We start from the raw sequence: 13,853 nt of genomic DNA, 5'->3' as shown, positions 1-13,853 counted from the left end.
AAAAAAACCCGCCACGAAGGCGGGTTTTTTTGTGCATCAGGAATGCCGGCCGATTACAGCACCGACTTCAGCAGCTTGCCCATTTCGGAGGGGTTGCGCGTGGTCTTGATGCCGCAGGCTTCCATGACTTCCAGCTTGGCGTCGGCCGTGTCGGCGCCACCGGAGATCAGCGCGCCGGCGTGGCCCATGCGCTTTCCCGGAGGGGCGGTCACGCCCGCGATGAAGCCAACCACCGGCTTCTTCATGTTGTCCTTGGCCCACTCGGCAGCGGCGACTTCGTCCGGACCGCCGATTTCGCCGATCATGATGACAGCATCGGTATCGGGATCGTCATTGAAGAGCTTGAGCACGTCAACGTGCTTCAGGCCATTGATGGGGTCACCACCGATGCCGACGGCGCTGGACTGACCCAGACCGAGCTCGGTCACCTGGGCCACAGCTTCGTAGGTCAGGGTGCCGGAGCGGCTGACCACGCCGATGCGGCCCTTGCGGTGAATATGGCCCGGCATGATGCCGATCTTGATTTCGTCAGGCGTGATCAGGCCCGGGCAGTTGGGGCCCAGCAGCAGGGTCTTGGAACCCTTTTCGCGCATGCGGTTCTTCAGTTCCAGCATATCGCGCACCGGGATGCCTTCGGTGATGCAGACCACCAGTTCCAGTTCGGCCTCGACGGCTTCCCAGATGGCGGCGGCAGCGCCGGCGGGCGGCACGTAGATCACCGACACGGTCGCGCCGGTGGAGTCCTTCGCGTCCTTGACCGAGGCGTAGATGGGGATGCCTTCGAAGTCTTCACCAGCACGCTTGGGGTTCACGCCAGCCACGAAAGCGGCCTTGCCATTGGCATAGTCACGGCACATGCGGGTATGGAACTGCCCCGTTTTGCCCGTGATGCCCTGCGTGATGACTTTGGTGTCCTTGTTGATCAGAATCGACATTTGTGAATCCTTGGCAATTTTTTACTTGGCGGCGGCGACGACTTTGGTCGCGGCTTCGGCCATGGTGTCAGCGCTGATGATGGGCAGACCCGATTCGGCCAGCATCTTCTTGCCGAGCTCTTCGTTGGTGCCCTTCATGCGCACGACCAGCGGCACATTGAGGTTGACGGCCTTGCAAGCGGTGATCACGCCTTCGGCGATCACGTCGCAGCGCATGATGCCGCCGAAGATGTTGACCAGAATAGCCTTGACGCCCTTGTTTTTGAGCATGATCTTGAAGGCTTCGGTGACCTTCTCGGCCGTGGCGCCACCGCCGACGTCCAGGAAGTTGGCCGGCTCGCCGCCGAACAGCTTGATGGTGTCCATGGTGGCCATGGCCAGGCCGGCGCCGTTGACCAGGCAGCCGATGTTGCCGTCGAGCTGGATGTAGGCCAGATCAAACTTGGAGGCTTCGATTTCAGCCGGGTCTTCTTCGTCCAGGTCGCGGTAAGCAACGATTTCCGGGTGACGGAACAGGGCGTTGGAATCGAAGTTGAACTTGGCGTCCAGCGCAATCACATTGCCCTTGCCGTCGCGGTTCAGCGGATTGATTTCGACCAGCGAGGCATCGGTGTCCATGTAGCACTGGTAGAGCTTCTTGAACACGTCCACGGCCTGGGCGGTGGAATCGGCCGGCATGCCGATGGCGTCAGCCACCTTCTTGGCCTGCGCGTCGGTCAGGCCGACGATCGGGTCGATGTATTCGGTGATGATCTTCTCGGGCGAGGAGTGAGCCACTTCCTCGATGTCCATGCCGCCTTCGCTGGAGGCGATCAGGGCCACGGTCTGCGTACCACGGTCGGTCACCAGCGACACGTAGTATTCCTTCTGGATGTCGGCGCCTTCTTCGATGTACAGGCGCTTGACCGGCTGACCCTGGGGGCCGGTCTGGTGCGTGATCAGCTGCATGCCGAGGATCTCGGAAGCCAGCTGACGGACTTCATCCAACGAGCGGGCCAGTTTGACGCCGCCGCCCTTGCCGCGGCCGCCGGCGTGAATCTGCGCCTTGACGACCCAGACCGGGCCGCCCAGCTTCTCGGCAGCCGCCACGGCCTCTTCGACGGAAAAAGCGGAAATACCGCGGGGCACGGGGACGCCAAATTGCTTCAGCAGTTCCTTGCCTTGATACTCGTGGATTTTCATGTGTTACCTGTCAGGACGAATGAGAAAAAGAAGGTGACCCGGATGTTGCGCCAGCCTCGTCTGCCACGGCTTGTCCGGTATACCACCGGGGGTAATGCTCCTGGACGACAGTACCGTTCGTACTCAGGGCATGGCAGCCATCCAGTTGAAACGGGCGCTGATCCTCGCTGAGGGTTTTGCGTCGGCGGCCGGCCATGGTCTGAACCGCAGCCGTGGGTAAAACCAAAGACAATTCGGTCATGTGGGTGCACCCATCCACACGACCGAAGCGTTCTTTGACCCGGTTGCGGAATCCTTTCAGGAGATTCAGCCCAACCAGGCCGCCATACGCCTCCTCGATCGCCATACAGGCATCGCCATAGGGAGCCGCATCATAGACAGCCTCGGCTGCCTTGATGTTGTACTCCTCATCGATGGTGATGCGCAGATGCATGTGATGGATGGGGTCGCCAGCCTTGAACGTCTCACCGTTGCGCTTGGGAAAGTCATAGCCCTTGACGTCGACAAGCTCGGCTTCGATGTCGAACAGGCCGTCGTCGCGCGCATAGCTCTGCACACGGATGGAACGTGTGTGCAAAGGCTGGCGAGGGACTTCGGATGAGGGCAAGGGCATGGCAGAGGGCCTGCGAAATCGACTGGGGCGCAAGGCGGCAAAACTGTCAAAGTATAACGCAGCGCCCCCGGATGGCGCGACGGCATTCCACACTGCAAAAACCCCTTGCGCCATACGGGATAAAGCAGCGCGACCTGCGGATCAAGAGTACCGGATACCGCAGGCTTAATGCCACTACCCAGTGCAGCCGCAGTTTTGCCCTCTGCGTGCGCGCCGCCCTGGCCGGCGATTTTCCCTGAAAGCCCCGCTGGAAAAAGAAAATCCGCGCCACAGGGGCGCGGATTTTCGTCACGGGCGGCGCCTCAGGCCGACTGTCGCAGGGCGCGGGCCGCAGCGACCATGCTGATGAGCGCGGCCTCGGTTTCCGGCCAGGCACGGGTCTTCAGGCCGCAATCGGGATTGACCCACAGCCGTTCCCTGGGCAGGCGCGAAGCCGCCTTCTGCATCAGGCCCACCATCCAGCCGACCTCCGGCACGTTGGGCGAATGGATGTCATAGACCCCCGGCCCAATATCATTCGGATAATGGAAATCTTCGAAAGCCTTGAGCAGCTCCATGTTGGAGCGCGAGGTTTCGATGGTGATGACGTCGGCATCCATCGCGGCGATGGACTCGATGATGTCGTTGAACTCCGAATAGCACATGTGGGTATGGATCTGGGTATCGTCCGCCACGCCCGCCGTGCTCAGGCGGAAGCAATCCACGGCCCAGTCCAGATAAGCCTGCCATTGGGCCCGGCGCAGCGGCAACCCTTCGCGGATGGCCGGCTCGTCGATCTGGATCACCTTGATGCCAGCCCGCTCCAGATCGATCACCTCATCGCGCAGCGCCAGGGCCAGCTGACGGCACGTGGCTTCGCGCGGCTGGTCGTCACGGACAAACGACCACTGCAAAATGGTGACCGGGCCCGTGAGCATTCCCTTGACAGGTTTGTCCGTCAAAGACTGCGCATAGGAAGACCACCCCACGGTCATGGGTGCCGGACGGGCGACATCGCCAAAGATGATGGGCGGCTTCACGCAACGCGAGCCGTAGCTCTGCACCCAGCCGTTTCGGGTGAACGCAAAACCGGCCAGCAACTCGCCAAAGTACTCGACCATATCGTTGCGCTCGGGCTCGCCATGCACCAACACGTCCAGCCCCACCTTTTCCTGGAAACGGATGACAGCTTCGATTTCCTTGCGAATGGCGTCTTCGTAGGCCGCGTCGTTCAGGGCGCCGGCTTTCCAGTCGCGCCGCAACGCACGGATCTCGGCGGTCTGGGGAAAAGAGCCGATCGTCGTAGTCGGATAGGGCGGCAGCCCCAAGTGCGCTTGCTGGGCGCGGATCCGCTCAACAAAAGGCGCGCGATCACGCGAGATGCCGGCCGCCTCGAGCATGCGGCGAGCCACCGCCGGATGATGAATACGAGGCGACGCCCTGCGTGCCTGCAGCGCCGCGCGTTGCGCCGCCAGCCCCGCCTGCAGGTCGGCCGACACATCGCCATTCAAGGCGCGGCCCAGCAGGCTGAGTTCGTCGAGTTTCTGGACGGCGAACGACAGCCAGCTCTTGAGTTCAGCATCCAGCTCCGTTTCTCCGGCCAGATCCACCGGCACATGAAGCAAGGAGCACGATGGCGCCAGCCAAAGACGGTCGCCCAACTCGCGGGCCAGGGGCTGGGCGGCTTTGATTACCGCATCCAGATCGCTGCGCCATATATTGCGGCCGTTGATCACGCCTGCCGACAGCACCTGACCCTCGCGCAGCCCCTGGAGCACCTGCGACAACTGCTGCGGCGCGCGCACCAGATCGACGTGCAGGCCCGCCACCGGCAATGCCTGGACCGTGGCCAGGTTGTCATCGAGGCCGCCGAAGTAGGTGGCCAGCAACAGCTTCACCGGGCTTGCCGCCAGGGCTTCATAGGTGTTGCGATACGCATCGCGCCAGGCCTGGGGCAAATCCATCACTAGGATCGGCTCATCGATCTGTACCCATTCGACACCCAGCCCCGCCAGGCGTTGCAGCACTTCCTGATACACCGGCAGCAGATTGTCCAGCAACGCCAGCTTGCGCTCATCGGCCGGCCCGCCCTGGAAGGCATCGCCCTTACCCAGGTACAGCCACGTCAGCGGACCCGGGATCACGGGCTTGACGGCGTGGCCCAGCGCCTGGGCTTCACGCACCTGCTCGAAGAGGTACTCGCGCGCAATGCGGTAGCTCTGGCCCGGCACCAGTTCAGGCACGATGTAGTGGTAATTGGTATCGAACCATTTGGTCATTTCGCAGGCCGCCGCCGGCGTACCGCTCGGGGCGCGGCCACGCCCCATTCGGAACAAGGTATCCAGGCTCACGGCCTGGGACTCTGGCTGTCCGAAACGCGCGGGCACGGCGCCCAGCAACGTGCTCCATTCCAGAATGTGGTCATACCAGGCGAAGTCACCCACGGGAACGAACTTCAGGCCGCTGGCTGCCTGGCGCTGCCAATGCGCCGCACGCAACTGGCGCCCCGTCTCCAGCAGCGCATCAGCCGATTGCTTGCCGGCCCAATAGGCCTCGACGGCGCGCTTCAATTCTCGCTGTGCCCCGATGCGAGGGAAGCCCATATTATGAATTACAGTCATAAGAATATCCGGACAAGACAAATTAAATTCATGTGAACAAACATTCTGATTGCAAATTTTGCTGAGTCAAAATCAAACTCAACAACCATTAGTTGAGATAAATTCATAGAATCAGCAAAACGAATCCCGCAAGAGACCCATGCTAGAAATCCGCCATCTTGAAACCCTGTCCGCCATCCGCGACGGCGGCAGCCTGCAGGAAGCTGCAGAACGCCTGCATCTCACGCAATCAGCGCTCTCGCATCAACTCCGTGACCTGGAAACCCGCCTGGGCACGGCGCTGCTGAACCGCCGCACCCGCCCTGCCCGCCTGACCACGGCGGGCCTGCGGGTGCTGGCCTTGGCCGACGAGGTGCTACCCCGCTTGCGCGCTACCGAGCGCGAACTGCAGAAGCTGGCAGCCGGCCGTACGGGCAGGCTGCACATCGCGATCGACTGCCACTCCTGCTTCCAATGGCTGATGCCGGCGCTGGATGCATTCCGCGCCCAGTGGCCCGATGTCGCGCTGGATCTTTCGGCAGCATTCTCCTTCGCCCCGTTGCCCGCCCTGGTGCGCGGCGACCTCGATCTGGTGATCACTTCCGATCCCCAGACACTGGAGGCCGTTGAGTTTCTTCCTTTGTTTCGCTATGAGCTGGTGCTGGCCGTGTCGGAAAACAACCCTCTGGCCAGTCAGCGCCATGTCGAACCCGCCCAACTGGCCAGCCAGACGCTCATTACTTACCCGGTCGACCGTCAACGGCTCGACGTCTTCACGGCCTTTCTTGACCCGGCCGACATCGAGCCGGCGGCCTTGCGGCGTGCCGAGCTCACACCCATGATGGTGCAGCTGGTCAACAGCAACCGGGGCGTGGCAGCCCTGCCGAACTGGGCCCTGACCGAGTACATCGGCCAAGCTCCCCTGAAGACGCTCAGGCTGGGGTCGCAAGGTGTCTGGCGCACGCTCTATGCGGGCGTGCGCAGTGAAGATCGCGGCGCTTCGTATATTGATGAGTTTCTGACGATCGCCCGGGATGTCAGTTTCAAGACGTTGTCCGGCATCAAGACCGCCAAGCACTAGGACATGCCCAGGGCTCAGTCTTCGTCATTGCCGCCCAGAATGCGCCGGATGACGTCGTGGGAAAAACCTCTGCCCGCCAGAAAACGCGCCTGTTTGGCATAGGCCTGACGGTCTTGCGGCTTGTCGTCAAAGCGGCGGCGCCAGACCTCCAGCGCACGGGCATGCTCGGTTTCTCGCAGCTGGTCACGCAACTCGGCAATGTCGCCGTCGTCCACGCCGCTTTGACGCAGCTCCTGGACGATGCGCGCCGTCCCCTGACGCGCCGCACGGCGATTCACCAGACTTTGTGCAAAACGAGTATTGGACTGCCAACCCTCTTTTTGCAGAGCATCCAGGATGGCGTCGACATCATCGCCCTCCTGAGCGTAGGGCTGCAGTTTTCGCGCCAGCTCGGCACGCGAATGCTCGCGGCGCGACAGATAACCCACCGCCCGGGCTTTCAGGGAGGGGCCGCTGCGCACGGGGGCCGCCGACTGCAGCGGCCCCTCCTCATCGGCGCAGACCTCATTCTCGAGCGAACGCGCGGCAACGGGCGCCAGCGTTTCGAACTCATCGTCCAGGCGCTGGCGTGCCGAAGCCGCAGAACGGGCCTGAGACCGCGGTTGCCAACGCGACATGGCGCCCCCCTTCCCTGACCCCGGCCTCAGTCTTCGGCGCGCTCTTCAGGGGTCGGGACGAACTCGGCCACGCGGCTCACGATGCCCTGGTTCTCGCGGATGCGGTTTTCGATCTCGATGGCCATGCTGCGGTTTTCCTTGAGGTACTCGCGCACATTGTCCTTGCCCTGGCCAATACGATTGCCGCTATAGCTGTACCAGGCACCGGACTTGTCCACCACGTTGGCGGCCACGCCCAGATCGATGATTTCACCTTCGCGCGAAATGCCGGCGCCGTACATGATGTCGAACTCGGCCTGCTTGAACGGCGGGGCGACCTTGTTCTTCACCACCTTGACCCGGGTTTCGTTGCCGACGACTTCGTCGCCTTTCTTGATGGAACCGATGCGACGGATGTCCAGACGCACCGACGAGTAGAACTTCAGGGCGTTGCCCCCGGTAGTGGTCTCGGGGTTGCCGAACATCACGCCGATCTTCATGCGGATCTGGTTGATGAAGATGACCATGCAGTTGGTGCGCTTGATGGTGGCGGTCAGCTTGCGCAGCGCCTGGCTCATCAGACGGGCCTGCAGGCCCGGCAGCGAATCACCCATGTCGCCTTCGATTTCGGCCTTGGGCACGAGAGCGGCGACCGAGTCGATGACGATCAGATCGACCGAACCGGAACGCACCAGCGCATCGGTGATCTCAAGCGCCTGTTCGCCGGTATCGGGCTGGGAAATGAGCAGGTCGCCCAGATTGACACCCAGCTTGGAAGCATATTGCACATCCAGGGCATGCTCGGCGTCGACGAAGGCGCAGGTGCCGCCGATCTTCTGCATTTCGGCGATGACCTGCAGGGTAAGCGTGGTCTTGCCGGAGGACTCGGGGCCGTAGATCTCGATCACGCGCCCGCGCGGCAGGCCGCCGACGCCCAGGGCGATATCCAGACCCAGCGAGCCGGTGGAAACGACCTGGATGTCATGCTCGACCTCATTGTCGCCGTAGCGCATGATCGAGCCTTTGCCGAACTGCTTTTCGATCTGCGACAGGGCAGCGGCCAAAGCCTTGGCTTTTTCCGATGCGGCCTTGCTGGTTTTATCGTCCATAAAGGGTCCTATTTGTGTACGCCGGGCACGGCCGGGCGAGCGGGTCACGGGGTTCGGGTCTGGCGGCACGAGGGGGCAACCCCCTGCCGGCCGCACTGAGCAGCACCGCAAGAATGCGGCCTGCTCGCTACGAGTGCGATTATGGCACCTGATTATACTGTACAAACAACCAGTATGCCCAGGTTTTCCACGTATTCCCTGAGTGGCAAGCCGCGAGCCCTGTGCCAGAATCCCCGCATGCCGGGCATATCTGCCGGGCCCGCCTTGCCCGCCCGCTACCTTTCCCCAGGAAACCTGGCCGCCGGGCATAGCCAGACACTGCCGGCCCTGCGCCGGCCCTTGCCGCTTCAGCCGTACCGCATGCGCATCCTCATCGCCGAAGACGACAGTATTCTCGCCGACGGACTCTCCCGCTCGCTGCGCCACCATGGTTATGCCGTGGATGCCGTGGGCGATGGCCTGTCGGCAGACTCGGCCCTGGCGGCCCAGGCCTTCGACCTCCTCATCCTCGACCTGGGCCTGCCGCAACTCACGGGACTGGAAGTGCTACGCCGCCTGCGCGCGCGCAACTCCCTGCTGCCTGTGCTCATCCTGACCGCCGCCGACAGCGTGGAGCAGCGTGTCAAAGGGCTCGATCTGGGCGCCGACGATTACATGGCCAAGCCATTCGCCCTGTCGGAACTGGAGGCGCGGGTGCGTGCGCTCACGCGCCGGGGCGCCGGCGGCGGCGCGACCGTCATCCGCCACGGTCGCCTGGTATTCGACCAGACCGGCCGCGTGGCGTCGGTCGATGACCATACGCTGGACCTCTCGGCACGCGAAGTCAGCCTGCTGGAGATCCTGCTTGCCCGCAGCGGGCGCATGGTCAGCAAGACCCAGCTGGTCGATCACCTGTGCGAATGGGGCGAGGAGGTCAGCACCAACGCCATCGAGGTCTACGTCCATCGCCTGCGCAAAAAACTTGAACCCAGCGGGGTCAAGATCATCACTGTGCGCGGGCTGGGCTATTGTCTGGAACGCGATCCGGGTGCCACGGCCTGCTCCCTTGCCAACTGATCCGACGCCACCTGAGAAAGTCAATCAGGAGGCGCTGGATGCGCTGCGCGGTGGCGCCAAAGGACCGAGCTTCGCACCGCCGCAGCGCTCCTTGTTGGGCGAAATCCTGGACTGGATGTTGGCGCCGTTGTTCCTGCTGTGGCCCATGAGCGTGGCGATCACCTATGTGGTCGCCCAGAATATCGCCAACACCCCTTATGACCGCGCGCTGGCCAACAACCTGCGCATTCTCAGCAACCAGGTCCAGGCGCAGGACGGGCGCGCCGTTCTGCGCATGAGCGAACCGGCCCGCGCGGCCTTGCGTTCGGACGAGACCGACAGCGTCTTCTGGCTGGCCCTGGGCAGTCGTGGCGAATATCTTGGCGGCGATCGCGGCCTGCCGCTCCCCCCCCGAACCGCCGTGGCCCGCCCGGGCCATGTGTTTTATGCCGACGACACGCTGCATGGTTTTGACATCCGCCTGGCCTACACCTGGGTGGATCTGAAACTGCCCGGCACCGAGCCGGCCTTGCTGATCGTGGCCGAAACCGGCGAAAAACGCACCCAGCTGGCCAATGACATCATCAAAGGCGTGATCATTCCGCAGTTCATCGTGCTGCCGGTAGCCGTGCTGCTGGTCTGGTTCGGTTTGTCGCGCGGGGTGGCGCCGCTCAATGCGCTGCAACAGCGCCTGCGGGCCAGACGCCCGGACGACCTCTCCCCTATCGACGAACATGCCGCGCCTACCGAAATCGCCCCGCTGGTGGGAGCGATGAACGAACTGCTCGACCGCCTGTCGGCCAACGTTCAGGCGCAACGGCGTTTCGTCGCTGACGCCGCCCACCAGCTGAAGACGCCGCTGGCCGGGCTGCGCACCCAGGCCGAACTGGCCCTGCGCGATGCGAGCCCGGAAGAAATGCAGTCCAGCCTGCGCCAACTGGTGACCGGCTCGGAACGCGCCACCCGGCTGGTCAGCCAGTTGCTGCTGCTGGCCCGCGCCGAAACCCCCGAGAGCACGGCCCTGTCCCGCGTGGACCTGAACGCCATCGCTTCCGAGCATACGGCGCACTGGGTACCGCAAGCCCTGGCAGTCAGGACGGACCTGGGCTTCGAAGGTTGCGATCACCCCGTCAATATTCTGGGCAACCCAATCCTGCTTGGCGAACTGATCAACAACCTGGTCGACAACGCCCTGCGCTATACCCCGCACGGCGGCCACATCACGGTAAGGGTGCGCCAGACGCTGCAGCATGCCGTCCTGGAGGTCGAGGACAGCGGCCCGGGCGTGCCGCCTGAGGAGCAGGAACGCATTTTCGACCGTTTCTACCGCGTGCTGGGCGTACGCGCCGATGGCAGCGGCCTGGGCCTGGCGATCGTGCGGGAAATCGCCCAGAAACACCACGCCGAGGTCAGCATCGCCACGCAGGACCCCCAGGCGGATCCGCCTGGCGCCCGATTCGTCGTGCGCTTCAAGCACTACGCTGCCGTGCGCGACACGCCTCACGGGATGCCCTAAGGACTTACCCTAGGCCTCCCACGGAGAAGTTACGTTTTATTTCAAAATTAAGATTCAGGTAAGGGTTACGTCAGAACCTCGTCAGTCTCGCTCCGTAATTTGGCATCCAGGCTCCATGTCATCCACAGGCACAGGGGCACAGAGCACGGCGGAACACCACTGGCCAACAACGAGGAGACACCATGAGCACGACAACTCTGCCGGGGCAAGGCCCCCAGGCGACACACCGGCCAATGACACGCCAAGAACGGAAAGTCATCTTTGCGTCGTCGCTGGGTACGGTTTTCGAGTGGTATGACTTTTATCTGTACGGCTCACTGGCCGCGATCATCGCCCAGCACTTCTTCTCGGGCGTGAACCCCACCGCTGCTTTCATCTTTGCCCTGCTGGCCTTCGCGGCCGGTTTCGCCGTTCGCCCCTTCGGCGCTCTGGTGTTCGGCCGTCTGGGCGACCTGGTCGGACGCAAATACACCTTCCTGGTCACCATCGTGATCATGGGCCTGTCGACCTTCCTGGTCGGCGTGCTGCCCAGCTACTCCACCATCGGCATCGCGGCTCCTGCCATCCTGATCGTGCTGCGCCTGCTGCAGGGCCTGGCATTGGGCGGCGAGTACGGCGGCGCGGCCACCTACGTGGCCGAACATGCCCCCCACGGGCGTCGCGGCTTTTACACCAGCTGGATCCAGACCACGGCCACGCTCGGCCTGTTCCTGTCGCTGCTGGTCATCCTCGGCATCCGCACTTCGCTGGGCGAACAAGCCTTCCAGGAATGGGGCTGGCGCGTGCCCTTCCTGATCTCGGTGATCCTGCTGGGCATCTCGGTCTGGATCCGCATGCAGCTCAATGAGTCGCCGACCTTCCAGCGCATGAAGGAAGAAGGCAAGGGTTCCAAAGCCCCCATTGCCGAGTCCTTTGGCCAATGGCGCAACCTGAAGATCGTCCTGCTGGCACTGCTGGGCCTGACCGCCGGCCAGGCCGTGGTCTGGTACACGGGCCAGTTCTACTCGCTCTTCTTCCTGACGCAGACCCTCAAGGTCGAGGCCAATACCGCCAACATCATGCTGGCGATTGCCCTGCTGATTGCGACGCCCTTCTTCGTGATCTTCGGTTCGCTGTCCGACAAAATCGGCCGCAAGCCCATCATCATGGCGGGATGCCTGCTGGCCGCGCTGACCTATTTCCCGATCTTCAAGGCCATCACGCACTATGCCAACCCAGCCCTGGCCCAAGCCCAGGCCACCGCGCCGGTCACCGTGATCGCCGACCCGGCCACCTGCTCGTTCCAGTTCAACCCGGTAGGCACGGCTTCGTTCACCAGCTCCTGCGACGTCGTCAAGTCGTTCATGGCGCGCAACTCGGTCAACTATGACAACCAGACCGCCCCCGCCGGCACGCCGGCCAAAGTGCGCGTCGGCAATGACGAGTTCGACTCCTTCGAAGGCGCGGGCCTGCCGCCGGCCGAATTCAAGGCCAAGGTCGCCGAACTGGACAAGGCCCTCACCACAGCCATCCGTGAACACGGCTATCCCGCCAAGGCCGATCCGGCGCAGACCAACAATGTCATGGTTGTGCTGCTGCTGACCATCCTGGTGCTCTACGTGACCATGGTCTACGGCCCGATCGCCGCCATGCTGGTAGAAATGTTCCCGACCCGCATCCGCTACACCTCGATGAGCCTGCCGTATCACATCGGCAACGGATGGTTCGGCGGCTTCCTGCCCCCGGTGGCCTTCGCCATGGTGGCTGCCACCGGCAACATCTACCACGGCCTGTGGTACCCGATCGTAATCGCCGTGATGACCCTGGTCATCGGCACCTTCTGGCTGCGTGAAACCAAGAACAACGATATCGACGCCTGATCCAACCCTCCCCCGCCGGATTGGACCGCTGCGCCAGTCCGGCCTTTTCAAAGCTCCTCCGGGAGCTTTTTTTTTGCCCGGCGCGTCGTGCCGGCATACAGGACAAGTCTGCTTTCAGGACACCGTCAGACTCGACCTATTAGACTGCGTCTTCAGATCACGGCCTTGCGTCTACCCGCGGACAAACGATCCCCTGGACGCGGATTGCAGGGCCAGTTCTCTGACACCGATACCGTGTTCCCCGCGAGCCTTTTTTGACACGGTATTGTGTGCCCCGTATCGGCCCGGTTCTTACCGGGCCGTTTTTTTTACCGGCGCCCGGCGAACGCTGCATCGCGGTTCGCCGAAATGTACGCAAACATGTCCACCGGCACCGCCCGTCCGGCGCACCGACTCGCTCTCGTATAGAATCAACGCTTTTGCCCGACGCCATGTGGTTTAAGAATCTCAAGATTTATCGACTGTCTGCCCCCTGGACGCTGACCGGCGAACAGCTTGAAGAAAGCCTGGCCAAGCACGCATACCGGCAGGGCAATAACCTCGAAATGCAAACGCTGGGCTGGATCTCGCCGCGCGAGAACGCCAGCCTTTCGCACAGCATCAACGGCCAGATCCTGTTGTCGCTGCGTGCCGAGAAAAAGCTGCTGCCTTCCACCGTCGTCAATCAGGTGGCCCGCGCCCGCGCCCAGGAAATCGAAGAGCAGCAAGGCTACAAGCCGGGCCGCAAGCAAATGAAGGAAATCAAGGAGCGCGTCACCGACGAACTGATGCCGCGCGCCTTCAGCATCTATCGCGACACGCGCGTCTGGATCGACACCCGCAATCACTGGCTGGTGATCGACGCGGCCGCCTCGGCCAAGGCAGACGAAGTGATCGGCATGCTGGTCAAGACGGTCGATCCCCTGCCGCTGGAGAACCTCTACGTGGCGCAGTCCCCGGCTGCCGCCATGACGGGCTGGCTGGCCGCCGATGAGGCGCCTGCCAACTTCTCCATCGACCAGGACACCGAACTGCGCGCCTCCGGCGAAAGCCGCGCCGCCATCCGCTACGTCAAGCACAGCATCGACGCCGACGACGTGCGCCGCCATATCAAGTCCGGTAAGCAGTGCACCCGCCTGGCCATGACCTGGGCCGACCGGGTGTCCTTCGTGCTTACCGAAGCCATGGACGTCAAGCGCGTCACGCCGCTGGATGTGCTCAAGGAAAATCCGGACAACCTCGCGCTCAATGACGACGAGAAGTTCGACTCCGACATGGCCCTGATGACCGGCGAACTCGCCAAGCTGATGACCGAACTGGTCGAAGCGCTGGGCGGCGAAAAGCGCGACTGAACCCGCGCTGCCCGACC

The 13,853-nt window shown here is 63.0% G+C and carries 11 protein-coding genes; 5 read left to right on the top strand and 6 right to left on the bottom strand.

The genetic code is table 11. From position 1 onward, the window contains the following. Positions 1-53 precede the first annotated feature (53 nt). The 4 genes from sucD to metE all read right to left on the bottom strand — a co-directional run bounded on the left by sucD (position 54) and on the right by metE (position 5,330). Entirely contained in the window at positions 54-935 is an 882-nt protein-coding gene (gene sucD, locus A7V84_RS03800; protein ID WP_025512507.1) for a succinate--CoA ligase subunit alpha, read from the bottom strand. A gap of 21 nt (positions 936-956) precedes the next feature. Further along, positions 957-2,117, bottom strand: a complete 1,161-nt coding sequence (gene sucC / locus A7V84_RS03795) for an ADP-forming succinate--CoA ligase subunit beta (RefSeq protein ID WP_025512508.1) — start codon at positions 2,115-2,117, stop codon at positions 957-959. Between the two features lie 10 nt (positions 2,118-2,127). Continuing rightward, positions 2,128-2,730 (bottom strand): DUF2889 domain-containing protein, encoded by a 603-nt coding sequence (locus tag A7V84_RS03790; protein ID WP_025512509.1) that lies wholly within the window; start codon positions 2,728-2,730, stop codon positions 2,128-2,130. 302 nt (positions 2,731-3,032) lie between these two features. Then, positions 3,033-5,330, bottom strand: a complete 2,298-nt coding sequence (metE, locus tag A7V84_RS03785; RefSeq protein WP_063492470.1) for a 5-methyltetrahydropteroyltriglutamate--homocysteine S-methyltransferase — start codon at positions 5,328-5,330, stop codon at positions 3,033-3,035. Positions 5,331-5,469: 139 nt separating this feature from the next. On the opposite strand from metE, the gene A7V84_RS03780 reads away from it, so the two are divergent. Continuing rightward, a complete protein-coding gene (locus A7V84_RS03780) occupies positions 5,470-6,390 on the top strand; it encodes a LysR family transcriptional regulator (RefSeq protein WP_025512511.1) in 921 nt (306 codons plus the stop codon). A 14-nt stretch (positions 6,391-6,404) separates the two neighbouring features. On the opposite strand, the gene recX is transcribed toward A7V84_RS03780, so the two are convergent. Further along, positions 6,405-7,007, bottom strand: coding sequence for a recombination regulator RecX (gene recX, locus A7V84_RS03775; RefSeq protein WP_063492471.1), 603 nt, complete (start codon positions 7,005-7,007; stop codon positions 6,405-6,407). 26 nt (positions 7,008-7,033) lie between these two features. Next, complete coding sequence (gene recA / locus A7V84_RS03770; protein WP_025512514.1) at positions 7,034-8,095, bottom strand: recombinase RecA; 1,062 nt, start codon at positions 8,093-8,095, stop codon at positions 7,034-7,036. A gap of 360 nt (positions 8,096-8,455) precedes the next feature. Between recA and A7V84_RS03765 the strand changes: the two genes are divergently transcribed. The 4 genes from A7V84_RS03765 (at position 8,456) to A7V84_RS03750 (ending at position 13,836) form a co-directional block, all read left to right on the top strand. After that, positions 8,456-9,151, top strand: coding sequence for a response regulator transcription factor (locus A7V84_RS03765; RefSeq protein ID WP_025512515.1), 696 nt, complete (start codon positions 8,456-8,458; stop codon positions 9,149-9,151). Between the two features lie 115 nt (positions 9,152-9,266). Beyond that, entirely contained in the window at positions 9,267-10,646 is a 1,380-nt protein-coding gene (locus tag A7V84_RS03760; protein ID WP_101605289.1) for a sensor histidine kinase, read from the top strand. A 182-nt stretch (positions 10,647-10,828) separates the two neighbouring features. Next, positions 10,829-12,505, top strand: coding sequence for an MFS transporter (locus A7V84_RS03755; protein WP_025512518.1), 1,677 nt, complete (start codon positions 10,829-10,831; stop codon positions 12,503-12,505). A 431-nt stretch (positions 12,506-12,936) separates the two neighbouring features. Beyond that, positions 12,937-13,836 (top strand): recombination-associated protein RdgC, encoded by a 900-nt coding sequence (locus A7V84_RS03750; protein ID WP_063492651.1) that lies wholly within the window; start codon positions 12,937-12,939, stop codon positions 13,834-13,836. Positions 13,837-13,853 lie beyond the last annotated feature (17 nt).

Source organism: Bordetella trematum (assembly GCF_900078335.1).
GTDB lineage: Bacteria > Pseudomonadota > Gammaproteobacteria > Burkholderiales > Burkholderiaceae_B > Bordetella > Bordetella trematum.
The sequence above is the reverse complement of the archived record's forward strand: the minus strand, read 5'-3'. Positions and strand labels throughout refer to the sequence as shown.

Coding starts and splice junctions, on each gene's coding strand:
- sucD (WP_025512507.1), bottom strand. CDS start 935: ATGTCGATTCTGATCAACAAGGACACCAAAGTCATCACGCAGGGCATC.
- sucC (WP_025512508.1), bottom strand. CDS start 2,117: ATGAAAATCCACGAGTATCAAGGCAAGGAACTGCTGAAGCAATTTGGC.
- A7V84_RS03790 (WP_025512509.1), bottom strand. CDS start 2,730: ATGCCCTTGCCCTCATCCGAAGTCCCTCGCCAGCCTTTGCACACACGT.
- metE (WP_063492470.1), bottom strand. CDS start 5,330: ATGACTGTAATTCATAATATGGGCTTCCCTCGCATCGGGGCACAGCGA.
- A7V84_RS03780 (WP_025512511.1), top strand. CDS start 5,470: ATGCTAGAAATCCGCCATCTTGAAACCCTGTCCGCCATCCGCGACGGC.
- recX (WP_063492471.1), bottom strand. CDS start 7,007: ATGTCGCGTTGGCAACCGCGGTCTCAGGCCCGTTCTGCGGCTTCGGCA.
- recA (WP_025512514.1), bottom strand. CDS start 8,095: ATGGACGATAAAACCAGCAAGGCCGCATCGGAAAAAGCCAAGGCTTTG.
- A7V84_RS03765 (WP_025512515.1), top strand. CDS start 8,456: ATGCGCATCCTCATCGCCGAAGACGACAGTATTCTCGCCGACGGACTC.
- A7V84_RS03760 (WP_101605289.1), top strand. CDS start 9,267: ATGTTGGCGCCGTTGTTCCTGCTGTGGCCCATGAGCGTGGCGATCACC.
- A7V84_RS03755 (WP_025512518.1), top strand. CDS start 10,829: ATGAGCACGACAACTCTGCCGGGGCAAGGCCCCCAGGCGACACACCGG.
- A7V84_RS03750 (WP_063492651.1), top strand. CDS start 12,937: ATGTGGTTTAAGAATCTCAAGATTTATCGACTGTCTGCCCCCTGGACG.